Source organism: Herbiconiux liangxiaofengii (assembly GCF_041927335.1).
Classification (GTDB): Bacteria; Actinomycetota; Actinomycetes; order Actinomycetales; family Microbacteriaceae; genus Herbiconiux; species Herbiconiux liangxiaofengii.
Genome location: NZ_JBHFHD010000016.1, coordinates 40,583 through 62,658 on the forward strand (window position 1 = coordinate 40,583; position 22,076 = coordinate 62,658).

The 22,076-nt window shown below is 68.9% G+C and carries 21 protein-coding genes; 11 read left to right on the plus strand and 10 right to left on the minus strand.

Annotation, left to right across the window (positions count from 1 at the left end; all coding sequences use genetic code 11):
• Positions 1–56 precede the first annotated feature (56 nt).
• Positions 57–566 carry a 5-(carboxyamino)imidazole ribonucleotide mutase gene (gene purE, locus ACEXOR_RS16425; RefSeq protein WP_374850812.1) on the plus strand — a complete coding sequence of 170 codons (510 nt, stop codon included), beginning with the start codon at positions 57–59 and terminating at the stop codon, positions 564–566.
• The gene (locus ACEXOR_RS16430) at positions 563–1,918 is read left to right on the plus strand and encodes an LCP family protein (protein ID WP_374850813.1); all 1,356 of its coding nucleotides are present in this window, start codon (positions 563–565) and stop codon (positions 1,916–1,918) included. The genes purE and ACEXOR_RS16430 overlap by 4 nt, the downstream gene beginning before the upstream one ends.
• Before the next feature lie 51 nt (positions 1,919–1,969).
• On the opposite strand, the gene ACEXOR_RS16435 is transcribed toward ACEXOR_RS16430, so the two are convergent.
• The 5 genes from ACEXOR_RS16435 to rfbB are packed head-to-tail and all read right to left on the minus strand — an operon-like array spanning position 1,970 to position 5,944.
• Complete coding sequence (locus ACEXOR_RS16435; protein WP_374850814.1) at positions 1,970–2,491, minus strand: putative cross-wall-targeting lipoprotein signal domain-containing protein; 522 nt, start codon at positions 2,489–2,491, stop codon at positions 1,970–1,972.
• A 44-nt stretch (positions 2,492–2,535) separates the two neighbouring features.
• Positions 2,536–2,922 carry a VOC family protein gene (locus tag ACEXOR_RS16440; RefSeq protein WP_374850925.1) on the minus strand — a complete coding sequence of 129 codons (387 nt, stop codon included), beginning with the start codon at positions 2,920–2,922 and terminating at the stop codon, positions 2,536–2,538.
• Positions 2,923–2,948: 26 nt separating this feature from the next.
• Positions 2,949–4,091: a glycosyltransferase family 4 protein gene (locus ACEXOR_RS16445; protein ID WP_374850815.1), complete on the minus strand. Its 1,143-nt coding sequence runs from the start codon at positions 4,089–4,091 to the stop codon at positions 2,949–2,951.
• A complete protein-coding gene (gene rfbD / locus ACEXOR_RS16450; protein WP_374850816.1) occupies positions 4,088–4,939 on the minus strand; it encodes a dTDP-4-dehydrorhamnose reductase in 852 nt (283 codons plus the stop codon). The genes ACEXOR_RS16445 and rfbD overlap by 4 nt, the downstream gene beginning before the upstream one ends.
• 18 nt (positions 4,940–4,957) lie before the next feature.
• A complete protein-coding gene (rfbB, locus tag ACEXOR_RS16455; protein ID WP_374850817.1) occupies positions 4,958–5,944 on the minus strand; it encodes a dTDP-glucose 4,6-dehydratase in 987 nt (328 codons plus the stop codon).
• A gap of 120 nt (positions 5,945–6,064) precedes the next feature.
• On the opposite strand from rfbB, the gene ACEXOR_RS16460 reads away from it, so the two are divergent.
• Genes ACEXOR_RS16460 through rffA form a run of 5 tightly spaced genes read left to right on the plus strand, consistent with a single transcriptional unit; the run spans position 6,065 to position 11,524 of the window.
• Positions 6,065–6,607, plus strand: a complete 543-nt coding sequence (locus ACEXOR_RS16460; protein WP_374850818.1) for a GtrA family protein — start codon at positions 6,065–6,067, stop codon at positions 6,605–6,607.
• Entirely contained in the window at positions 6,607–7,446 is an 840-nt protein-coding gene (locus tag ACEXOR_RS16465; RefSeq protein ID WP_374850819.1) for a glycosyltransferase family 2 protein, read from the plus strand. Before ACEXOR_RS16460 ends, ACEXOR_RS16465 begins: the two co-directional genes overlap by 1 nt.
• Positions 7,447–7,456: 10 nt before the next feature.
• Positions 7,457–9,295, plus strand: a complete 1,839-nt coding sequence (locus ACEXOR_RS16470) for a hypothetical protein (protein ID WP_374850820.1) — start codon at positions 7,457–7,459, stop codon at positions 9,293–9,295.
• Positions 9,292–10,341: a glycosyltransferase gene (locus tag ACEXOR_RS16475; RefSeq protein ID WP_374850821.1), complete on the plus strand. Its 1,050-nt coding sequence runs from the start codon at positions 9,292–9,294 to the stop codon at positions 10,339–10,341. Before ACEXOR_RS16470 ends, ACEXOR_RS16475 begins: the two co-directional genes overlap by 4 nt.
• On the plus strand, positions 10,331–11,524 hold the full coding sequence (rffA, locus tag ACEXOR_RS16480; protein WP_374850822.1) for a dTDP-4-amino-4,6-dideoxygalactose transaminase: 1,194 nt from the start codon (positions 10,331–10,333) through the stop codon (positions 11,522–11,524). The genes ACEXOR_RS16475 and rffA overlap by 11 nt, the downstream gene beginning before the upstream one ends.
• Here rffA and ACEXOR_RS16485 read toward each other — a convergent pair.
• Positions 11,499–11,771 (minus strand): hypothetical protein, encoded by a 273-nt coding sequence (locus ACEXOR_RS16485; protein WP_374850823.1) that lies wholly within the window; start codon positions 11,769–11,771, stop codon positions 11,499–11,501. The two genes, rffA and ACEXOR_RS16485, sit on opposite strands and share 26 nt — an antisense overlap.
• Positions 11,772–12,230: 459 nt before the next feature.
• Between ACEXOR_RS16485 and ACEXOR_RS16490 the strand changes: the two genes are divergently transcribed.
• Positions 12,231–13,766, plus strand: coding sequence for an RCC1 domain-containing protein (locus tag ACEXOR_RS16490; protein ID WP_374850824.1), 1,536 nt, complete (start codon positions 12,231–12,233; stop codon positions 13,764–13,766).
• Positions 13,767–13,868: 102 nt separating this feature from the next.
• Here ACEXOR_RS16490 and ACEXOR_RS16495 read toward each other — a convergent pair whose 3' ends face one another.
• On the minus strand, positions 13,869–14,699 hold the full coding sequence (locus ACEXOR_RS16495) for a hypothetical protein (RefSeq protein WP_374850825.1): 831 nt from the start codon (positions 14,697–14,699) through the stop codon (positions 13,869–13,871).
• Between the two features lie 76 nt (positions 14,700–14,775).
• Here ACEXOR_RS16495 and ACEXOR_RS16500 point away from each other — a divergent pair, with 76 nt between their 5' ends.
• The 3 genes from ACEXOR_RS16500 (at position 14,776) to ACEXOR_RS16510 (ending at position 18,710) form a co-directional block, all read left to right on the plus strand.
• Entirely contained in the window at positions 14,776–15,387 is a 612-nt protein-coding gene (locus tag ACEXOR_RS16500) for a dTDP-4-dehydrorhamnose 3,5-epimerase family protein (protein WP_374850826.1), read from the plus strand.
• A 2-nt stretch (positions 15,388–15,389) separates the two neighbouring features.
• The gene (gene rfbA, locus ACEXOR_RS16505; protein WP_374850827.1) at positions 15,390–16,262 is read left to right on the plus strand and encodes a glucose-1-phosphate thymidylyltransferase RfbA; all 873 of its coding nucleotides are present in this window, start codon (positions 15,390–15,392) and stop codon (positions 16,260–16,262) included.
• 93 nt (positions 16,263–16,355) lie between these two features.
• Positions 16,356–18,710: a cell wall-binding repeat-containing protein gene (locus ACEXOR_RS16510; protein ID WP_374850828.1), complete on the plus strand. Its 2,355-nt coding sequence runs from the start codon at positions 16,356–16,358 to the stop codon at positions 18,708–18,710.
• 36 nt (positions 18,711–18,746) lie between these two features.
• On the opposite strand, the gene ACEXOR_RS16515 is transcribed toward ACEXOR_RS16510, so the two are convergent.
• The 3 genes from ACEXOR_RS16515 to ACEXOR_RS16525 all read right to left on the minus strand — a co-directional run bounded on the left by ACEXOR_RS16515 (position 18,747) and on the right by ACEXOR_RS16525 (position 22,023).
• Positions 18,747–19,955: a glycosyltransferase family 2 protein gene (locus ACEXOR_RS16515; protein ID WP_374850829.1), complete on the minus strand. Its 1,209-nt coding sequence runs from the start codon at positions 19,953–19,955 to the stop codon at positions 18,747–18,749.
• Between the two features lie 62 nt (positions 19,956–20,017).
• A complete protein-coding gene (locus ACEXOR_RS16520; RefSeq protein ID WP_374850830.1) occupies positions 20,018–20,893 on the minus strand; it encodes a glycosyltransferase family 2 protein in 876 nt (291 codons plus the stop codon).
• On the minus strand, positions 20,890–22,023 hold the full coding sequence (locus ACEXOR_RS16525) for a glycosyltransferase family 4 protein (protein ID WP_374850831.1): 1,134 nt from the start codon (positions 22,021–22,023) through the stop codon (positions 20,890–20,892). The genes ACEXOR_RS16520 and ACEXOR_RS16525 overlap by 4 nt, the downstream gene beginning before the upstream one ends.
• Positions 22,024–22,076: the final 53 nt, after the last annotated feature.

The following is a 22,076-nucleotide window of genomic DNA, read 5'->3' on the forward strand; positions in this document are numbered from 1 at the left end:
TGAAGAGCCGCCGGGCGCGCGTGCCGTTCCCGGGAACTCGGGGGCTGACGCCTAGCATGGGGGCCATGCCCGAACAGAGACCCGTCGTGGGCGTCGTCATGGGGTCGGACTCCGACTTCACCGTCATGAGCGACGCCGTGCAGGTGCTGAAAGACTTCGGCGTGCCCCACGAGGTGCAGGTCGTGTCGGCCCACCGCACCCCCGAGAAGATGATCGCCTACGGGCGCAGCGCCCGGGAGCGCGGGCTCAAGGTGATCGTCGCGGGCGCCGGCGGGGCCGCCCACCTGCCCGGCATGATCGCCGCCGTCACCACGATCCCGGTGGTGGGGGTGCCGGTACCGCTGTCGCGGCTCGACGGCCTCGACTCGCTGCTGTCCATCGTGCAGATGCCCGCCGGCATCCCGGTGGCCACCGTCTCGATCGGCGGCGCCAAGAACGCCGCGCTCGTGGCTGTCAGCATTCTCTCGACCGGTGATGGTGAGCTAGCCAGCGCCCTCGACCGCTATCGTTCGGAGCTCGAACAGCTCGTCGATCAGAAGAACGAAGACCTTCAGACCCGCCTATGACCAGTACGACCGCCAGTCCGATCCGCTACCCGGACACCAGCTCCTCGAAGGCCATGACCGTTCGGGGCTGGTGGCTCGTGGTGATGAACGTGCTCGTCCCCGGATCGGCCCAGGTACTCGCCGGCAACCGAAAGCTCGGCCGCTTCGGGCTGTACTTCACGCTCGCGCTGTGGGCTGCCGCGGTGGTGGGCTTCGTGATCTACCTCATCTGGCCGCAGGTGATCTTCTCCATCGCGAGCAACAGCATCCCGCTCACCGTGGTGCAGGTGGTGCTCGTGGCGTACGCGGTTCTGTGGGTGGTGCTCACGCTCGACACGCTGCGCCTCATCCGTCTCGTGCGGGTGGGCGAGCGGGCGCGGCCCGCGCTCGCCGCGTTCTCGGTGCTGCTGCTGGTGGCCACCTCGGGCGTGGCCGCCGCGGGGGCCTATTACGCCAACGTGGCGCAGTCGGGGTTGAACTCCATCTTCTCGGCGCAGGCGGCCGCCGAGCCGCCCGTCGACGGGCGCTACAACATCCTGCTGCTCGGCGGCGACGCCGGGCCCGACCGCGACGGGATGCGGCCCGACAGCATGACGGTGGTGTCGATCGAGGCCGACACCGGCCGCGCCACCATGATCGGGGTGCCGCGCAACCTCGAGCAGGTGCCGATCGTGGCCGACTCGCCGCTGATCGGCAGCGACTATGCGCCCGACGGCTCCTACGACTGCGGCAGTGACTGCCAGATCAGCTTCCTCTACCCGCGGGTCGAGGCCTTCGACCAGGATCTCTACCCGAACGCCGAGGCCGAGGGTTCGAATCCGGGCGTCGAGGCCACGAAGGACGCCATCGAGGGCGCGCTGGGCATCACCATCCAGTACTACGTGATGATCGACATGCAGGGCTTCTCCGACCTCATCGACGCGCTCGGCGGGGTGGACATCAACGTCACCGAAGCGCTGCCCATGGGCGGCGACGAGGAGGGCAACGAGATCGAGGGCTGGATCTGGCCCGGCGAGCAGCACATGAACGGCTACACGGCCCTCTGGTACGCCCGCTCGCGCCACACCACGAGCGACTACGACCGGATGCAGCGGCAGGGCGAGCTGCAGACGGCCATCCTGCAGCAGTTCCAGCCGGTGAACGTGCTCACGAAGTTCCAGGGCATCGTGGAAGCGGGAACCCAAGTCGTGCAGACCGACATCCCGCAGTCGACCCTGTCGTACTTCATCGACCTCGCGATGAAGACGAAGGAGCTCCCGATCGACCGCATCGACCTCACCCCACCGCTGATCGACCCCGAGGAGCCCGACTGGGACCTGGTGCACCAGACGGTGGCGAACGCCCTGGTGCTCTCGAACGCGCCTGCCAGTTAGGGCGTGTTGCCGAGGGTGCCGGCGACCTCGACAGCGAGCGGGTACAAGGGCTCAGCCTTCGTCTGAGGCGGATCCACAGGTCTGCATGGTCCACAGGATGAAGGCCTGATAGTCCGGGTCACTCACCGCGTTCCGTGTCGCTTCGGACTGCGTGAACGCCGGATCGAGCCCGACATCCGAGACGAGACTGTCGGCCGGGAACCGGGCGAGGATCGCAGCGTCCTCCTCGGCCGCTGTCGCGAACAGCTCGGCGCCCGCGGCGACTTCCGCGCTCACGCCCTGCAGGGGGAGGAGCCCACGAATGGTGGACGCCTGCGCGCTGACCGCATTCAGATCCTCACCGACAGTGCCCGCCTTCGCGGCGGCGGCCGCGTCGTTCGCGGCACACAGAGCCGAATAGTCGACGTTCGCGGACGACTCAGGGGGCGGCGTGGGCGTTGTCGAGAGAGAAGCCGGTTCGGAGGCAGTCGGCTCCGGTGTGGCTGCCGGGTCGGAGCACCCGGCGAGGACGGCGGCCGTGGCCAGTGCAGCGCCACACAGCAGCGCGAACTTCGCGGGTCGCATCCTTGCCATCGATCTTTCACTCCTTCAGGTCGACGATGTAGGCACTGTGCAGTCTACGAGCCGAAGCCGACGAGCGATCCACGGTCGTCGAATCGCGCTGTGGGGGCCCAGGCGATTTCCCATCGGTTTTCTTCCGGATCGGCGATGTATCCGGAACGCCCGCCCCATTCGCGTGTTGCGGGGGTCGAGATCGGTGTGGCCCCGGCGTTCACGGCAGCCTCGAATGAGGTGTCGACATCTCCGGGGAGGTCGACATTGCAGGCGAGCGTCACTCCTGACCAGGCTGCCTGCCGATCGCCTGCTCCAGCCTCTGTCGCGAGCTCGTCGAACGGATACAGCGCGAACAGCACCCCGCCGACGAGGTAGGCCGCCCAGTCGTCATCGCTGCCGTCGATCTCTTCCCAGCCCAGGGCGCCAGAGAACGTCCGCGTCAGCCACAGAGACTCGCCCGATCCACCGACTCAGGCTAGAGGTCGGCGTGCAGCTGCCAGACCTTGTCGGCCGAGTCGCGCCAGGAGAAGGCGCGGGCGCGGTCCAGGCCCGAGATGGCGAGGCGGGCCCGGAGTGCGCTGTCGTCGGTGACCGCGTGGATCGCCTCGGCGAGGCGCGCCGGGTAGGAGTCGGCAGGGCCGCGTTCGACCACGAACGTCGAGCCGGCGGCCACCTCGAGCAGCGCGGGCACGTCGGCGTGGATGACGGGGGTGCCGAAGTTCAAGGCCTCGACCACCGGCAGCCCGAAGCCCTCCGCGAGGCTCGGGTACACGAACACGGTGGCCCGGTCGAGCACCAGCGCCAGGTCGGTGTCGCTCAGGAAACCGAGCACGCGCACCCGCGCCGGGTCGACGCCCGCGGTGGCGGTCACCTGGGCCACGTCGACGTCGCCCCAGCCCTCGGGGCCGGCGATCAGCAGCGGCAGGTCGCCGGTGGCCGGATGCGCGAGGGCCTCGATGAGCGAGCGGAGCCCTTTGCGCGGCTCCAGCGTGCCCACGGCGAGCAGGTAACGCTCGGGCAGGTCGAGTTCGAGTGCGCGCTCAGCCGGGTTCGACGGCAGGCGCAGTTCCTCGCTCACGGCACCCCCGATCACCCGGATGCGGTCTCCGAAGCGGAAGTACCGCGAGAGCTCCTCGGCCACGGCGTGCGTGGGAACCACGACGGCGTCGGCGAACCGCGCCGCCCGCTTCGCCATGGCCTTGTGCCAGCTGACACCGCGCGGCGTGAGGGTCTCCGGGTGCGTCCACGGCACCACGTCATGGATGGTGACGGCCGTCTGGGTGCCGAGGTCGGCTCGCCGGTCGTGCTTTCGCAGCGGTGCCATCAGGCTCGTGGCGTGCACCATCCCACTTCCGGATGAGCCGATGACGCCGTGCTGCCAGGCAGCCGAGAGCTCCCGCCGCGGCAGGGTGGCCCGGTGAAGTCCGGCGAGGCCCGGCAGCAGGGCCGTGATCTCGTCGGCCTTCTCCTGCGAGACGGCCGAGACGATGCCCTCGACGTCGCAGTCGCGGGGCGCCGTGGCGATCAGCTGTTTCGTGAGTTCGAGGGTGTAACGGCCGATTCCGCCGGGCACCGGGGCGACCAACTGGTCGACGACTACCCGCAGCGTGGCCATCATTCTCCAAAGACTCCCGAGGTCACCGCCTCGTGCAGGGCGGTGCGCCAGCTTCGCAGCGGCTCCAGACCCGCTCGGGACCACGCGTCGTGCCCGAGTACCGAGTACGCGGGCCGCGGGGCGGGACGGACGAACTGCGAGCTGTCCGTTGGCTTGACCTTATCAGGGTCGAGTCCGGCTTCCTGGAAGGTCGCCTGGGCGAAATCGAACCACGAACCCTCGCCGGAGTTGGTGCCGTGGTAGACACCGGCGGGGGCCGAGGAGTCGGCGAGTTCGACCAGTTTGGCGGCGAGATCGGCGGTCCAGGTGGGCTGGCCCACCTGGTCGTGCACCACGCTCACCGAGTCGCGTTCGCGGCCCAGTCGCAGCATGGTGGCGGGGAAGTTGGCGCCGTGCCGGCCGTAGAGCCAGGCGGTGCGCACGACGTAGCCGCCGGAGGGGTTGCCCGACAGCACGGCCACCTCGCCGCCGGCCTTCGTGCGGCCGTAGGCGTTCAGCGGGTCGCGCGGTTCGTCCTCCGGATAGGGCGACGTGGCGTCGCCCTGGAAGACGTAGTCGGTGGAGACCTGGATGAGCTTCGCGCCGGTGGCGTTCGTCGCCTCCGCGAGGGTGGCGGGGCCGACCGCGTTCACGAGGTGGGCGGCCTCCTCGTCGGTCTCGGCGGCGTCGACCGCGGTGTAGGCCGCGCAGTTGAAGACCACGTCGACGCCGGCGACGGCGGCCGCCACGGCCGCCGCATCCGTGATGTCGAGCTCGCTCCGGGTGAGCGCCACGACGTCGCGGCCGGCGAGGGCCTCCTGCAGGTCGCGGCCGAGCATGCCGGCGGCGCCGGTGATGAGATAGCGCGTCATGTCAGACAGCCCGGCCGCTCAGTTGAGTGCCGCGCGGGCCTTGAGGGGCTCCCACCACTGACGGTTGTCGCGGTACCACTGCACCACGTCGGCGAGGCCCTGCTCGAACGGAACCTGCGGCTCGTAGCCCAGTTCGTTCTGGATCTTGGAGATGTCGACCGAGTAGCGCAGGTCGTGGCCGAGGCGGTCGGCGACGCGGTCGACGTACGACCAGTCCTTGCCGGTCGCATCCAGCAGCAGCTGCGTGAGTTCTTTGTTGGTGAGCTCGGTGCCGCCGCCGATGTTGTAGATCTCGCCGGCGCGGCCGTTCACGAGCACCATCGCGATGCCACGGGTGTGGTCGTCGACGTGCAGCCAGTCGCGGATGTTGTTGCCCTCGCCGTAGAGCGGCACGTGCTTGTCGTCGATGAGGTTGGTGACGAACAGCGGGATGACCTTCTCAGGGAAGTGGAAGGGCCCGTAGTTGTTCGAGCAGCGGGTGATGGAGATGTTCATGCCGTGCGTGCGGTGGTAGCTGCGCGCGAGCAGGTCGCTGCCGGCCTTCGACGCCGAGTAGGGGGAGTTCGGCTCGAGCGGGCGGTCTTCGGCCCAGGAGCCCTCGGCGATGGAGCCGTAGACCTCGTCGGTGGAGACGTGCACGAAGCGGGGGAGGTTGTTGCGGAGCGCCGCGTCGAGCAGCTGCTGGGTGCCGAGCACGTTGGTCTCGACGAAGATCGAGGCGTCGCGCACCGAGCGGTCGACGTGGGACTCGGCGGCGAAGTGCACCACCGCGTCCAGACCGGGGAAGAGCTCGTCGAGCAGACCGCCGTCGCGGATGTCGCCCTTCACGAAGGTGTAGCGGGGGCTGTCGGCCACCGACGCCAGGTTCTCGAGGTTGCCCGAGTAGGTGAGGGCGTCGAGCACGACGACCTCGGCACCCTCGAGGCCGGGGTAGGCGTCTTCGAGCGTGCGTCGGACGAAGTTGGAGCCGATGAATCCGGCGCCGCCGGTGACAAGAATCTTCATGGTGGGGAGGTCTCCTCAGATGTGGTCGCCTCCGATTGTACGGGAGGGCCCGCCGGGCGCCTTCGGGCGCCGAGGGTGTCGTGAGGTGAACTCACGCCGAGCGCCTCTAGAGTGGCGAGCGTGATCCACCCCTCGCCCGTTCCGGGGCCGTTGCTGCGGCTCGTGCGCGACCAACGGGTGGCGTTCCTGCTGGTGGGTGCCACGAACACCGGCGTCGGATTCCTGATCTTCATCGCGTTCGACCTCACCCTCGGCCGCTGGCTCGACGCCACCGTGAACGAGACGGTCGGGTCGCTCGGCACGCTCGCCTGCGCCCACGTGCTGGGCGTGCTGTTCGCCTTCGTGCTCTACCGTCGCTTCGTGTTCAAGGTGCGTGGTCACGTCTGGCGCGATCTCGCCCGGTTCGAGAGCGTGTACCTCGTGGCCATCGTCATCAACGCCGTCATCCTGCCGGTGCTGGTGGGCTTCGGCTGGAACCGCATCCTGGCTCAGCTGTCGATCCTCGTGGTCACCACGTCGATCAGCTGGTTCGGCCACCGCGGGTTCTCGTTCCGCCGGGGCGCCGAGGAGGCCGAGGCCGCCACCGAACTCGACCTCGAGCCGAACACCGACACCGGCACCGACACCGACACCGACACCGACCACGACCGGAAGGCCCGCTGATGCCCAAGCTCTCCGTGGTGATCCCCGCGTTCGACAACGCCGACTACATCGGTGCCGCCGTCGAGTCGGTACTCGCGCAGGGGCACCCCGACTTCGAGCTGGTGGTGGCCGACCACTCCTCCACCGACGACACCCTCGCGCGGCTCGCGGAGTTCGAGGGCGACCCTCGGCTGACCGTGCTCTCCACTCCGGCCGGCGGCGGTGCCGAGGCCAACTGGCGGCGCGTCTCCGAGGCCGCCTCGGGGGAGTACCTCAAGCTGCTGCCCGGCGACGACCTGCTCTACCCGGGCGCCCTCGAGGCGCACTCCGACGCGCTCGACGCGCATCCGGGTGTGGTGCTGGTGTCGAGCCCCCGCGACATCGTGGATGCGCGCGGCCGGGTCACCATCCGCAACCGCGGTCTGCAGGGGGTGCCGCGCCGCGTGCAGCCCGGCGTCGAGGCGATCCGGCAGACGGTGCGGCGCGGCACCAACGTGTTCGGCGAGCCCGGTTGCGTGACGATGCGCCGCGCCGAGCTCGAGGCCGCCGGCGGGTGGGATGCCCGGTTCCCGTACCTCATCGACCAGACCACCTACTCGAAGGTGCTGCTGCGCGGCGACTACCTGCCCGTCGACCGCACGCTCGCCGTGTTCCGGGTGAACGACACCCAGTGGAGCGTGGCGCTGGTCGACGACCAGGCCACGCAGGCCAAGGCCTACCACGCGTGGTGCCGCAGCCAGGCGCCCGAGGTGATCAGCGCATCCGACGTGCGGTGGGGCGACCGCCGCGCCGAGTTCATGGCCCTGGCCCGCCGCGCCTACTACACGATCAACGCCCGCCGGATGCGGGCAGACGCATGAGAGCAGACGGATGACCGCCTTCACCACCCGCCTCGCCGCGGCCCGCTGGCTGCCGTACGCGGTCGCTGCGCTGATCTCGCTCGCGGCGCTCTGGTTCGGCCTGAACCTCTGGGCCGTGGACTGGAAGGTGCCCTTCTACTACTCCGGCGACGCGCTGGCGGTGGCGTCGCACTTCAAGACCATCATCGAGACCGGCTGGTTCACCCACCAGCCCGACCTCGGGGCGCCCTACGGGCAGTTCTACAGCGACTACCCGCAGGCCGACAACCTGCACTTCCTCGCCGCCGACGTGCTGCGGCTGTTCACGTCGGACTTCGGCGTGGCGATGAACGTGTACTTCGTGATCGGCTTCCCGCTCGCGGCGATCACGGGCCTGTGGTTCCTGCGACTGGTGGGCGTGGGCCGCGTGCTCGGGGTGGCGCTGGGCGTCGTGTACTCCATCGCGCCGTACCACTTCATCAAGGGCGAGGGGCACCTCTTCCTGGCCGCCTACTTCGTGGTGCCGCTGGCGCTGGGGCTGCTCTTCCTGGTCGCCACCGGGCGCCCGCTCTGGGGGCTGCGCCCGGTCCACCGCCCCGACGGGCGGCCCGAGCCGCGGTGGCTGCGCCCGGTGACGGCACGCAACGCCGCCACGATCGGCACAGTGGCCCTGCTCGGAACGGCGTCGAGCTACTACTCGGTGTTCGTGGCCCTGGTGCTCGCGGTGGCGGGACTGTCGAAGCTCTGGCAGACCCGGGCCTGGCGGAGGTTCTTCGGGGCGGCTGCAGCCGGTGTGCTGATCGCGGTGACGATGCTCGTGAACCTGACCCCGAGCATCCTGTACCGGCTGGCCAACGGGGTGAACGAGGCCGTGCTGGTGCGCAGCCCGCCCGAGGCGGAGCTGTACTCGTTCAAGCTCTCGTCGCTGCTGCTGCCGGTGCCCGGGCACCGGTTCGGGCCGTTCGCGACGTTGCGGCAGCTCTACGACGCCCACTACCCGCTGCCCTCCGAGGAGCCCGCGCTGGGGCTGATCGCCGCGGCCGGGTTCGTGGCCCTCGTGGTGGTGGGCCTGCACCTGCTGCTCACCGCCGGCCGATCGGGATGGGCGCAGCCGCGCCGCACCACCCGCACCCTGTCGATCCTCTCCGGGCTCACGCTCGTGGCGTTCCTGTTCGGAACCGTGGGCGGGCTGTCGACGCTGCTCTCGTTCGTCGACTTCCCCATCCGGTCGTGGAACCGCATCGCCATCCTGATCGCCATGCTCGCGCTCGCGGCCGTCGGCCTGCTGCTGGAACGCGTGGCCATGCGGATCACCGCCCGGGTGGCGGCGCGCCGGCGTGACGCCTCCGCGCGGCGGTGGCTCGTGACCGTGCCGCTCGCGCTGGTTCTGGTGCTCCTCGGTGTCTGGGATCAGATCCCGCCCGTCGATCCGGCCGCCCGCGCCGCCACCGTCGCCGAGTTCGACTCCGACGAGACCTTCACCGAGCAGGTCGAGGCGACCGTGCAGCCGGACTGCCTGATCTACCAGCTGCCCTACATCGCCTTCCCGGAGTCGCCGCCGGTGAACGGCGTCACCGACAGCGAGGAGCTGCGGCCGTTCCTGCACTCGGAGGACCTGCGCTGGTCGGCCGGCGGTATCAAGGGCCGCGCCCCGATCGACGAGGTGGGCGCCTACGCCTCGCTGCCGGCTCCCGAAATGCTGCAAGCCGTGGAGTCGATCGGCGCGTGCGCCTTCGTGCTCGACCGGGCGGCCTACACTGACCAAGGCGCCACGGTCGTCGAGCAACTGCGTTCGGCCATCGGGGTGCCGGTCACCGCATTCGACTCACCCGACGGTCGATTCACCTTCCTGGAGATCCCTCGGTCATGAACCCCGTCGAACCATCGAGCCCGACGCCGTCGCCGGTGTACACGATGTCGGTCGTGGTGCCCGTGTACCAGGGCGAGCGCACCCTCGCCGCCATGGTGGGCGAGCTCGTGCCGTACACCCACGGCGCCATCAGCCCCGACGGGGTGGCGTACCGCGTGAGCGAGGTCATCCTCGTGCACGACAACGGGCCCGACCAGTCCGACACGGTGATGCGCGCGCTCGCCGAGGCCCACCCGTTCGTGAGCATCATCTGGCTCAGCCGCAACTTCGGCCAGCACGCCGCCACCATCGCGGGCATGGCGGCCTCGAAGGGCCGCTGGATCGTGACGATGGACGAGGACGGGCAGCACGACCCGGCCGACCTCGGCTCGTTCCTCGACACCGCCATCCGCGAGCGGGCCGGCGTGGTCTACGCGCGGTTCACGAACGAGCGCCCGCACGGCTTCTTCCGTGCGGCGGCCTCGAAGTCGTCGAAGCGGATGCTCGGCACCACGTTCGGTCTGCCCGACGCCACCCAGTTCCAGAGCTACCGTCTCGTGCGCGGCGACATGGGCCGCAAGCTCGCCTCGTTCGCCGCGACCGGGGTGTACCTCGACGTGGCGCTGAGCTGGGTGACGAACCGGGTGGCCACCAGCCCCACGGTGCTGCGCTCGACCGACGGCCGGGTGTCCGGCTACTCGCTGCCGGCGCTGTTCGCCTACTTCTGGCGCATGGTGCTCACCAGCGGCACCACGGGCCTGCGTCTGGTGAGTGTGCTGGGCGGCGTGATCGCCGCGATCGGCCTCGTGATCGCGCTCTACATCATCATCTCGCCGGTGATCGGCCAAGACCCCGAGACGGCGGGCTGGGCGTCGCTGATGGTCGTCATCCTGCTCTGTTCGGGAGCCGTTCTGGTGTCGCTCGGGGTGATCGCCGAGTACATCGGCGTCTCGCTGAACGTCTCGATGGGGCGCCCGCTGTACCTGACGGTCGACAACCCGGAGACGATCATGCCCGATGAGGACGAGCGCGCCGATGCCGGAGGGGCGGGTCCCGATGTTCGATGAGATCGTCTTCAGCCGCCCGTTCCGGGCGCCGGGTGAGCTCGCCAACCTCGAGGCGGTGCTCGCCTCCGACCACTCGCACGGCGACGGCGCCTTCACCGAGCGCGCCACCGGCCGGTTGAAGGAGCTGACCGGCGCATCCGACGCCCTGCTCACCACCTCGTGCACGCACGCGCTGGAGATGGCGATGCTGCTGCTGGAGGTGCGGCCGGGCGACGAGGTGGTGCTGCCGAGCTTCACGTTCACCTCGGCGGCCACCGCGGTGGTGGCGCGCGGGGCGACCCCCGTGTTCGTCGACATCGAGGGCGCGAGCGGCAACCTCGACGTCCAGCAGGTGGCCGAGGCACTCACCCCGCGCACGAAGGCTGTGATCGCCATGCACTACGGCGGTGCGGCAGTCGACCTCGACGCGCTGCTGTCGGTGACCGCCTCGAGCGGCGTGGCACTGGTGGAGGACAACGCCCACGGCTTCGGGGGCACGGCGGGCGGGCACCGGCTCGGTACCGCCGGCGTGCTCGGCACCCAGAGCTTCCACGACACCAAGAACGTGCACTGCGGCGAGGGCGGGGCGTTGCTGGTGAACGACCCGGCGCTCTGGGAGCGTGCAGAGATCGTCCGTGAGAAGGGCACCAACCGCGCGCGCTTCCTGCGCGGCCAGGTCGACAAGTACACCTGGCAGGACGAGGGGTCGAGCTACCTGCCGAGCGAACTCAACGCCGCGGTGCTCGATGCCCAGCTGGCCGCGTTCGGCGAGATCCAGAAGCGCCGGCTGCGGGTGTGGAACGCCTATGCCGCCGGCCTCGCCGACTGGGCGGCACCGCGCGGCATCGGCCTCGTCTCCGACACCGCCGGGCTCGAGCACAGCGCCCACCTCTTCTACCTCGTGATGCCCGACCACGAGAGCCGGCAGGGACTCATCGACCACCTGCGCGGTCTCGGCGTTCGCGCCGCATTCCACTACGTGCCGCTTGACTCCTCGCCGGCCGGTCGGCGCTTCGGGCGCACGTCGACGTCGCGGGAACTCGACCGCACGGCGGCGTTCTCGTCGCGGCTGGTTCGGCTGCCGCTCTGGGCGGGGCTGACGGATGCGCAGGTCGAGCGCGTGGTGCAGGGCGTGCGCGCCTTCGAGCCGGTGGGCGCTGGGTTCGCGAGGACGACCGTCAGTACGCGAACTTCGCGAACGTGATGGTCGGGCTGCCCGGGTCGCCCGTTGCGTAGCACAGCGCGATCACCTCGGTGGTGTCGCCGCCCCCGAGCTGGATGTGGGTGTTGATCGCCGTGTCCACGCCATTCGCTGCCAGGAAGACGAAAGCGGGATCAAAAGGCTCAAGGGACGCCGGCATGCCCAACTGGTCTTTCGGCGCCGTGTCGAAACAGGTCTGATACGCGCCGGCGGGGTCGCCGATGGTGCTGGCGGCACGCGTCGGAGCCACCGACGGCTCCGCAACGGTGGGCGGACCGTCGGTCGTCTCGGCTTCGCCGGGGGCCGACTGCGCGCTCGGTGTCGATGTCGGAACCGACGGAGACGCCTCGACGGCCTGTGAGGTTCCGCTGGGCGTCGGCGACGGAGTGGACGATGCCGGTGAAGCCGCCGTACCCGTCGGGCCCGATTCTGCGGTGGCGACGCAGGCCGTCAGCGTGAGGGCGATGACGGAGCCCGCGGCGAGGGAGGGCAACCAGCGATTCATGCCGGCCTTTCGTCGTGTGGAGCGGGATTTCCTCGTGGTCATCAGTTCGATAACTGTGGATTAGTCTATCGCTTGGATTTCGCACGAAGTTCACAGGTGAAATGGGGAACGGTGAACACAGAAAACGACGAGCGCACGCGGAAGAATCGAAGGCGCGGGTCTGCGGGCAGGCTGTTCGCCGCCATGGTGGCGTGTCTGGCATGCATGGGCATCCTCCTCAGCCCGACTCTTGTGGACGCCCAGAGTGCGCAAGCGGTCTACATCGAACAGTGCGGAACGTCCTGCAACGACATCTCCGCGAACCCGCAAGTACTCGCTGCTCAGCTGGTGCAGTTCGGTGCGGCCGGCCAGTTCGAGGCCACATCGAACACGGTGAGGAACGACATCCTCGACCAGGAGATCGCCCCCATCGCCCGGGGTGAGAGCCGGGCCGGGTGCGGCATCGACGGTCGGTTGCTTCAGATGCTCGTCATCATGGTCAAGAACTACGGGTACCTTCGCGTCTCCGAGTTGAACCGCGGGTGCGCATTCATCTCGTCGGACGTGAGTTGCGCGAATTCGTCGTCCTTGCATTGTGAAGCTACGGCACGTGCCGTCGACCTCTACAGCATCGGTAGTTCGACTGGTGGAGGTTCGCGAGTCCAGGTAGACGGAGGTTCGGAGACCGAGCCCTATCTCGCCTTTCTCAATACGTTCATGCCGCCCCAGACGAACGCCCTGCAGGGTCAATGCGGTCGGACCAACGATTCACGATGGAACAACCTCGTCATCGGGTTCTTCGATGATTGCACCCACCAGCACATCGACCTGCGTGCAGCGAGTTCCGGTCTGACACTGGGCGCGGGAACCCCGAGCAATCCGACACCGCCGGCCATCCCGTTGAGTGGGATGCAGATGATCATCGACGGGAACTCGGCCGTGTGGGCGAAAGGCCCTGGAGACTATTCGACCAGCTGGAGCCGCGAGACAGGGGTGACCGGCGGCATCGTGAAGATCGCGGCAGGCGGTGGTATCCAGCTGGCCCTCGACAGCACCGGAAAGGTCTGGCAACGATCCGCCGTCAGCTCTGACACGGGCTGGACTGCCCAGACGGGCGCCAACGGAGCCAAAGACATCGCTGTCGGTTCCGACGGCACGCAGATGCTGCTCGACAACGTCGGCGCTGTCTGGGCGAAGACGAAAGACACGTCTCCGGGATCGTGGAGCATGGAGACCCCGCAGCCCGGTGGCATCGTCAAGATCGCGGCGAACGGAGGGATTCAGATGGCGCTTGACAGCACCGGCAAGGTCTTCACCAGGACGACCGTCAGCACGAACCAGACGTGGACGCTGCAGGCCAACGCCAACAGCGCGAAGGACATCGCCATCGGTTCGGACGGCACGATGATGATCATCGACACCGTCAGTGCGGTGTGGGCGAAAACGAAGGATGCCGCGCCCCTGAACTGGACTCGCGAGACGAGCCAGCCAGGCGGCATCGTGAAGATCGCGACCAACGGAGGAATCCAACTGGCTCTGGATAGCACGGGCAAGGTCTGGCACCGGAACTCCGTGAGCGCCAGCACGGCATGGACTGGAGAGACGGGAGCAAGCGGAGCCGCTCAGATAGCGGTCGGGTCGAACGGCATGCAGATGATTCTGGACACGGTCGGTCAGGTGTGGATCCAACCTCCTGGCCAGGTGTCATCGGGGTGGACCCGCGAGACGCCATCCGGCCATAGGGCAATCGCGGCAGGCTAGCGGTTCACCGCCGCAGCCGGTGGATGGGTGGGGCCTGCTCCCATCCATCCACCCCTGGGGTCGGCCATGAACTCGTCCGCATCTCGGACGGCGCGGTGGCTCTCACTCCGCCGCCGCTTGCTCACGCGCCCGGCGCTGGGCTGCCAGATCGGGGTAGAGGACGTCGAAGAACTCCTCTTTGAGGTCGAGCAGGCCGTGGTACTGGTTCGTCTCATCCATCACCATCGAGATCTCGACCGGCAGCTTCGCGAGAGTGTAGCCGCGGTCCCGGGCCCACCAGGTGAGCCACAGGTCATCCAGATAGAGGTAGCGGTCCGGGATGTCGGTGAAGAAGGAGCGATCCGAGAAGATCGCCGCATCCATCACCGAACCACCGGGGCCGATGTGGTCGACGCGTCCGCCAGGCTCGGCTGGAACACGGGCGAAGTAGGCGTCGCCGACGCTGAACGCCCACCAGGCGGTGATGGCCTTCGGGTCGAAGTGCTGCTGGGCGACGGAGACGAAGCTCGAGTCGAAGACCTCGTCGTCGTCGATCACGATCACCGGGGTGGAGCCGCGTTCGGCGGCGATGCGCCTGGCCAGGTAGAACCGGCCGATGGAGCCCAGGTTGTAGGGCGTGCGGGCGATCCAGGCGGAGCGGAGGGCCCCGGTCGGTCGGGCACGACGCAGCACGTCCCGGTAGTGGTCGTGGTCGAGCTTGTTGTTGTTCCAGATGTGAAGCTCGACACCGTCGGGCACATCCAGCTGACTGTCGAGCATCGCGATGACGTCGGCGAGCCGGGTCGGGCGGTTCCAGAGGCAGATCAGCACGGGCTGCGGCGCACGGGAGCCGGCCTCGGAATAGGAGAAGTGCTCCATCGCGAACCGGTCAGCCAGGAGACGACGCCGGAGCAGGGCCTTCACCGGCGTCTCGATTCGCCCTCTGAGTGTCATGCTGCCATTATGGCCGCGACCCTGAACTGAGCAAAACTTGAAAACGGGCCGCTGGGGGTGCGGGTACACTCGAACGGTGCAGATCCGTGAATTGACGATCCCCGACAGCTACGAGATCACGCCGAAGCAGTTCGGCGACGACCGTGGCGTGTTCCTGGAGTGGTATCGCTTCGACAAGCTCGAGGAGACCATCGGCCACTCGCTCGACCTGGCGCAGGCGAACACGTCGGTGTCGAAGAAGGGCGTCGTCCGCGGCATCCACTTCGCCGACATCCCGCCGAGCCAGGCGAAGTACGTCACCTGCACGCACGGGGCGGTGCTCGACTACGTGATCGACATCCGCGTGGGGTCGCCCACCTTCGGGCAGTGGGACTCGGTGCTGCTGGACGGCGTGGACCGCCGGGCCATCTACCTCAGCGAGGGCCTCGGCCACGCGTTCGTGGCGCTCACCGACGACGCCACGGTGAGCTACCTCGTCACCTCGACCTTCAACGCGGACCGCGAGCACGGCATCGACCCGCTGGATGCGCAGATCGGCCTGGTCTTCCCGCCCGAGGCGGGCGAGCCGCTGCTGTCGCCCAAAGACACGGATGCGCCCACGCTGGCCGAGGCGGCCGAGCAGGGCCTGCTGCCCACGTGGGATGAAGCGCGCGCGTTCTACGCGTCGCTGAACGAGAAGGGGCGCTGAGCATGCGCGGAATCATCCTGGCCGGAGGCTCGGGCACGCGGTTGTGGCCGATCACGAAGGGCATCTCGAAGCAGCTGATGCCGATCTACGACAAGCCGATGGTGTACTACCCCCTGTCGACGCTGATGATGGCCGGCATCAACGAGATCCTGATCATCACGACCCCCGAGTACAACGAGCAGTTCAAGGCCCTGCTCGGCGACGGCAGCGAGCTGGGCATCCGGCTGGAGTACGCCGTGCAGCCCTCGCCCGACGGCCTCGCGCAGGCCTTCATCATCGGCGAGGAGTTCATCGGCGACGAGAGCGTCGCGCTGGTGCTGGGCGACAACATCTTCCACGGTGTGGGCCTCGGCTCGTCGCTGCGCAACAACGAGGAGCTCGAGGGCGCCCGGATCTTCGCGTACCACGTGGCCGAGCCGCGGGCCTACGGCGTGGTGGAGTTCGACGAGAACTTCACGGCGCTCTCGATCGAGGAGAAGCCGGCCGAGCCCAAGAGCAACTACGCCGTTCCCGGGCTGTACTTCTACGACAACTCGGTGGTGGAGATCGCGAAGTCGATCGAACCGTCGGCGCGCGGCGAGCTGGAGATCTCGACGGTGAACGAGCGCTACCTCGAGCGCGGCGACCTCACGGTGCAGGTGCTCGACCGTGGCACCGCGTGGCTGGACACCGGAACCTTCGAGTCGATGATGCAGGCCTCGGAGTACGTGCGGGTGATCGAGGACCGTCAGGGCTTCAAGATCGGCTGCATCGAGGAGATCGCGTGGCGCGCCGGCTGGATCGACACCGAGCAGCTCGCGAAGCTCGCCAAGCCCCTCGTGAAGAGCGGCTACGGCGCGTACCTGCAGACGCTCATCGCGAGCGAAGCGGGCTGATCGCGGGGCGGTCGGGTGCTTCGGCGGTGGTGGCTCAGGAGCTGATGCGAGTCGTACCGCAGCAACAGGGCGGAGCCGCCCTACCGTTGGGACATGCGCGCCTCCGTTCTCACCTTGACCGCTCGACGATGCGCCGCCGCGGCCGGGGTTCTGGCGCTCGGGGCGGCTCTGCTGGTACCGGGGGCATCGCAGGCCGCTGAGGCCGCGCAGCCCGCGCCGGAGATCGCGGCCGGCGCCGCGGTGATGCCCTCGATCCTGCCTGGGTCTTTCGACGCCCTGGCGTCGGAACTGCCGCCTGCTCTCGCAGCAGCTGTCGAGCGCGACCTGGGCGAAGAGCCCTCCGAGTATCTCGCTCGGTCGGCGGCCGCAGATGCCGCCAGTGACGTGCTGGCCGCGCTCGCGTCAGAGGGGATGAACGTCTCCGCGTCGAGGCTCGACGGCACCGAACTCGTCGTGACGGTGTCGAACGACGTCGATGCCGCTCGCGTGCAGGCCGCCGGGGCGCGAGCCGAGGTCGGCGATCCGGCGGACGCCGCAGGCTACGACCATCTCCCGCTCCGGGCCCTGGCCGATTTGGAGGGTGGCCAGCCGTTCACCTTCTCCACGTTCACCGGCAGCACGCGCGTCACGTATGCCTGCTCCGCCGCGTTCAACGGTGTGGACGTCACGTCGCGTCAGTCGCAGCTGCTCACGGCGGGCCACTGCATCGCGCCGGATCGCACTGACGGCGGCGTCTTCTTCGATGCGCGGCAGACCTCCGCCGGCACGACCCCCTACCGGAACACCGTCCTCGGTAGTCCCCTGGAATCGGCGTTCCGGTTCGGCAGCGGCATGGATTCCGGATTGATCGCCACCGCCGCCACCTGGAACCCGCTTCCCGTGGTGGCCACGTGGGGCGGCGCGGCGGGAGCGCTCGGTGACGGCGATCCCGTCGTCGTCCGCGACACCGTGACGAGCGTCGCCGGTGCCCCGATCTGCAAATCGGGCCGGCAGACCGGCTGGACGTGCGGGGAGATCCTGGCCACCAACGTTCCGTCGCAGGTGTACAACCGGGACGGCGCACCCGTGATCGTGAACCTCACCCTGACCTCGGCGTGCATGCTCGCGGGTGACAGCGGCAGTGCGGCCGTGGTCGGCACATCGGCGCTCGGAGTCGGATCGTCCGGTTCGTTCGACGGAGATTGCGTGAACCCGACGGACGGCGAGATCAGCGCCTTCTTCTCGCTCCGCACCGACGACGGCAGCGCGAGTGTGGCGACAGCGAATCCCGGGTGGGAGCCGATCGTCGCGATCGACGCCCCCGTCGTGAAAGCCCCGGTCTTCGTGGGCGACAGCATCCGGGGTGTCCTGCCCGGTGGGGGCCCTCGCCACCGGATGACGGTCAAGATCGACGGGGTGTCGACGTTCACGGCCACCCCCGATTCCGAGGGGGCCTGGGCGGTTCCGGTACCGGCCTCCCTGTCCAGTGGGCGCCACGACTTCTCGGTGCAGGCGAGCTGGGGAACCTCGGTATCGACGGTCGTGGCCGGAGAGTATCGACTCGCGCCCCGGCCGAACGTGGAGCGCATCGCCGGACCCGATCGGTATGCGGTCGCGGCGGCCGTGGCTCAGGCGGCCTTCCCCGGGACCGCTCCCACGGTGCTCCTCGCCACGGGGGCGAACTATCCGGATGCGCTGAGTGCAGGCCCGGCGGCCGTGAAGCTCGGCGGCCCGCTGCTGCTCACCTCGCGCGACGCCCTCCCGGCGGTCACCGCGTCCGAACTCCGGCGGCTGCGACCGAGCCAGGTGATCGTCGTCGGGGGGCCGGCATCGGTCTCGGAAGACGTGCTGGCCGCCGTGCGGGACATCGTCCCCGACACGATCCGCCTCTCGGGGGCTGACCGGTACGAGGCGTCGCGCACCGTCGTCGACTACGCGTTCAGTTCAGCAGCGACCGCCTACCTGGCCACCGGCGCGAACTTCCCTGACGCCCTGTCGGCCAGTGCGGCCGCGGGGTCGCAGGACGCTCCGGTCGTGCTGGTGGACGGCGGTGCCGCCGGTGCCGATCAGCCGACGTTGACTCTCCTGGATCGCCTGAAGATCAGATCGGCGACGGTGGCCGGCGGCCCGAATTCCGTTTCGACCGGGATCGAGGCGTCGCTGGCCGCCCGGTACACGACGGTTCGCCAATCCGGGGCCGATCGTTACGCGGCATCCGTGAACATCAACAAAGCAGCCTTCACCACGAGTTCGACCGTGTATCTCGCGACGGGGCTCAACTATCCCGATGCCCTCGCCGGAGGCGTTCTCGCGGGATTGACGGACTCGCCGTTGTTCGTCGTCCCGACGACCTGCGTCCCTGGTCCGGTGCTCGCGCAGATCCGCACGCTCGGAGCGACCGACGTGGTGCTCCTCGGGGGACCGGTGTCGCTCAGCGGCGCGGTGGAGAAGCTCGTACCGTGCATCTAGGCACGCCTGGCCAGTCCAAAGGCCTGGCGCGAGAGATCATCCGCGGAGCCGACGGAGTCGGCGGCGCGCGGCGTCGGTGACCCGCACCTCGGGCCGTCTCATGAGCCGACCGAGATGAGCCTGCAATGCGGCGAGCTCGGCGGCGGAGATCTCGCGGTGCTCGCTGGTCTGGAAATGAGCCGTGCGCTCGGCGAGGAGTCGGGCCTCGGCCTCGTCGAGACGCCGACGGGTCTCCGCGAGCGCTGCGTCGGTCTCTTCGAGCAGGGCTCGTGCCGCGGCGCCCTCGTTCTGCGCGACCTCGAGCTCCGCGGCCAGCTGCCGTGCTCGAAGAGTCTGTGTCTCGGCTCGCGAGATGATCGGGCGAACGCGGCGCCACTCGTCGAAGGTCTCCGGCGGCAACGACACGTCGGGCACCGGAGAGTCGAGTCTGTCGGCGAGTACCCGCTCTTCGACGAGCCACCCTCGGGTGAGCCCCTCGTCGAGCTCCTCGGGCAGCGGATGACGCACGAGGTAGTACGCGAACAGTGACCCCTCGTGCTGGCGGCCCCGGTCGCGCATGCCGTGGTGGTCGGGGCCGGGGATCCGCTCGGGACTCAGCTCGTAACCCGTGCCGGCCATCTCGACCTTGCGGCGGAGCTGTGCCCACGAACGCCAGGGGAGGTGGAGGTTCTCGATCTCGAGCCCGGGTTCGGGGGATCCGAGCGACGCCAGGTCGACCAGATGGTTGCCCTGCCCGACCACGATGTCGGGATGCCCGACGTGGATCGCGTTCGGGATGGGCTGCGAGAGCAACCCCTTCTCACGGATCACGTCGGCCGGGCGCAGGTCGCGGTACACGAGTCGCTGCAATCCGGTTCCGTCGAGCGCCGGTTCGCCGACGAGGTTCACCGTCGACGCGGTGAAGGATGCGATCTCCTTCGGTATCCGTTCGAGCGCGTCGCGGAGCGTCAGGGTGCGGTCGCACGGCAGGAAGAACTCGTCGGCATCCGCATTGACGACCCAGTCGGCGCCGTGGACCGTGTACGCGTCGCGCGCCATCGTGGTCACGACCTCGGACTGCTGCTTGCGATGCTCGGAGTCGTGGCGCAGGTCCACCAGCCCGCGAGACTGGTACTCGCGGAGGATCTCGGTGGTGCCGTCGGTCGAAGCGTTGTCGGTGACGATCACGAGGTCGACACCCTGAGCGAGGTGATGGTCGAGCACGGGCGCTATGACGTCCGCTTCGTTGCGGACCATCATGGTCATCACGAGCTTCACTGGTTCTCCATCAGGTCGGGTCTGAGGTTCCCGACAGCCTACCCTGCCCCTCAGGTGGGGGTCTGGAAACGACTCTCGCGGCGTGCGGCCCGGGTGGCCAACCTCGCTCGGAGCGCCAGCCCGATCCTGATCGCGATCCGCACGGGCAGGAGGAGCGGGTGGGCGTATCGACCCGCCAGGAAGCGATACGCGCTTCGATGGTGTGCTTCGACCATGGCGGCGGATTCGCTCTCCGTGGAATGCCCGCCGGAGTGCTCGACGACGGCTGCCGGAGCATAGCGGTTGCGCCAGCCGGCCTGGCCGAGGCGGTAACCGAGGTCGACGTCCTCGAAGTACATGAAGTACCGCTGGTCGAAGCCGGAGACCTGGTCGAAGGCGCTCCGGCGTACCAGCAAGCAGGCGCCGCTGAGCCAGCCTGCGTCGCGCTCGGCCCCGTCCGTGGCATTGCCAAGGTGATAACGCGTCGTCCACCGGTTGGTCGGCCGCACGTTCGCGAGCAGCGCGTGGCCGATCCCGGTGGCGAGCGACGGTACGGCCCGGGCCGAGGGGTAGGGGACACCTCCCGTCATGACCAGGGGGCCGACGGCTCCGATGTCGGACGCAGCAAGGCCCGCGGCGACGAGCCGGTCGATCGAGTCGGGACCGAGCACGATGTCGGGATTGGAGACGAGGATCCACTCGACAGACGGGGAGAGCGCCCTCACCCCTTCGTTCACGGCTCCGCCGTAACCAGGGTTCGAGGGCAGCGGCAGGTAGCGTCCGCCACGTCCCTCTGTCATCTCGCGGACGGTCTCACCGGTGGGCTTGTTGTCGACGACGACGAGTTCGATCTCCTCCGACGTGGCACTGTCGAGCGACGCGAAGAAGTCGGGCAGGATCTCATCGGAACGATAGGCGACGGTCACCACACCGATGCGAGCCGTCATGCAGCCACCGCCGTGTAGCGCTCGACGTAGACGGCGCTGCACGCCGTCCAGGTGAATTCAGCGCTCCGCTCCCGGGCGGCCGCGGAGAGTTCTGCTCGTCGCGCACGGTCGCCCAGCAATGAGGAGAGAGCCCGCTCCAGCGAGAGCGCGTCCGGCTCCGAATACTCCACCGCGTCGCCGCCCACCTCGGGGATCGAGAGTCGCCGAGTCGTGAGCACCGGCGAGGCACACGCCATGGCCTCCAGGACGGGTAGCCCGAAGCCCTCGCCGAGGCTGGGGTACACGACGACCGTGGCGCCGCCGAGGAGTGCGTGCAGCGATCCGATGGGCAGATACCCCGCTTCCACCACATCCTGACGGACGGCGGGGTCGTCGAGGAGTCGTGACGCTTCCGCATCCCAGCCGCGTGAACCCGAAAGCACCAGACGTGGCGCCGACGGATCGGCGGCGCGGAGAGCTCGCACCGCCGAGATCAACGCCGGAACGTTCTTGCGCGGCTCGATGGTTCCGAGGAAGGCCAGATACTCTTCGCCGGATCGCAGGCCGACCGCGGTGCGCAGGTCGCCGATCTCCGAGTCGGTCGGAGGATGGAACACCGATCCGTCGACTCCGAGATGGGCTACTGCGACGCGGCGTCCCTTGCCGCCGGCCCGGCGGAGCACTTCGTCGGCGGTCGTCCGGCTGACGGCGACGAGGTCACCGGCGCGGCGCACGGCCAGGCGCGTCCAGGTTCGGAACAACAGCCCCTTCAGTCGTGAGTGCGCGGCGGGGTCGCTGAAGAAGGTGGCATCGTGCACGGTGACGAGGCATCGACCGGCCGCGGCGAGCGGAAAGGTGTAGTGCGGCGAATGGATGACTCCAGCGCGGAGCCGTCGGGCGAGACGCGGGAGTGCGATCTGCTCCCAGACCAGCCGCGCGGCACGCCGGCTGACGACGCGCGGAGCCAGATGGTAGCGGTGTCCTGGTGCCTCGTGCCGGAGGAAATCGAGGTCTTCGGCCTTCACGACGACGTCGATGGGTGCGCCGAGCTCGTCCAGCCCACTCAGCAACCCGGCCAGGAACCGTGCCACTCCACCGCGAGACGGCGGTATGGAGGTCGCGTCGAGCAAGACGCGGGGGAGTGCAGGCACGAATGACTTTCCTTCGGCGATCGAAGAGCGGATGCCTCATCCTACGGCGCGGC